Origin of the sequence: Paracraurococcus lichenis (assembly GCF_030657435.1) — a bacterium.
GTDB classification, from domain to species: domain Bacteria; phylum Pseudomonadota; class Alphaproteobacteria; order Acetobacterales; family Acetobacteraceae; genus Paracraurococcus; species Paracraurococcus lichenis.
The window spans coordinates 1-337 of the sequence record NZ_JAUTWS010000549.1 but is presented as its reverse complement, the minus strand read 5'-3'; the positions used below and the strand labels follow the sequence as shown (position 1 = coordinate 337).

Sequence of the window (337 nt, the reverse complement as noted above, 5' to 3'; positions counted from 1 at the left end):
GTTGCAGCAGATGCTTCATGCCGGGAGCAAAGCCAGCATCGCCGGCGTCGATCGCGTACTGGACGTCACGCAGCAGATGAGCCAGGCAGACCTGATGCTCCCGGCTGGCCCAGCCTCTCTGGGCACCGAGGCGGTCAGAGATCCAGACTGCCGGGCGGACCTCGCCGAGGAACTCGCGTACCACTGCCTTGCCGCGGGAGGGACGGATCAGGAAGCAGGCGCTGTCGGCATGGTGGAACACCCAGGTCCAGAAGGTTCTTTTGCCAACCCGCATGCTGGTCTCGTCGGAGGCCAGCACCGTGCTGGCCAGCAGCCGCTGCTTGATCAGGCCGGTCTG

Annotated in this window: 1 protein-coding gene; it reads right to left on the bottom strand. The window is 65.9% G+C overall.

Translation table 11 applies throughout. From position 1 onward, the window contains the following. A partial coding sequence (locus tag Q7A36_RS41190; protein ID WP_305109539.1) for an IS66 family transposase occupies positions 1–337 on the bottom strand: 337 nt, incomplete at both ends.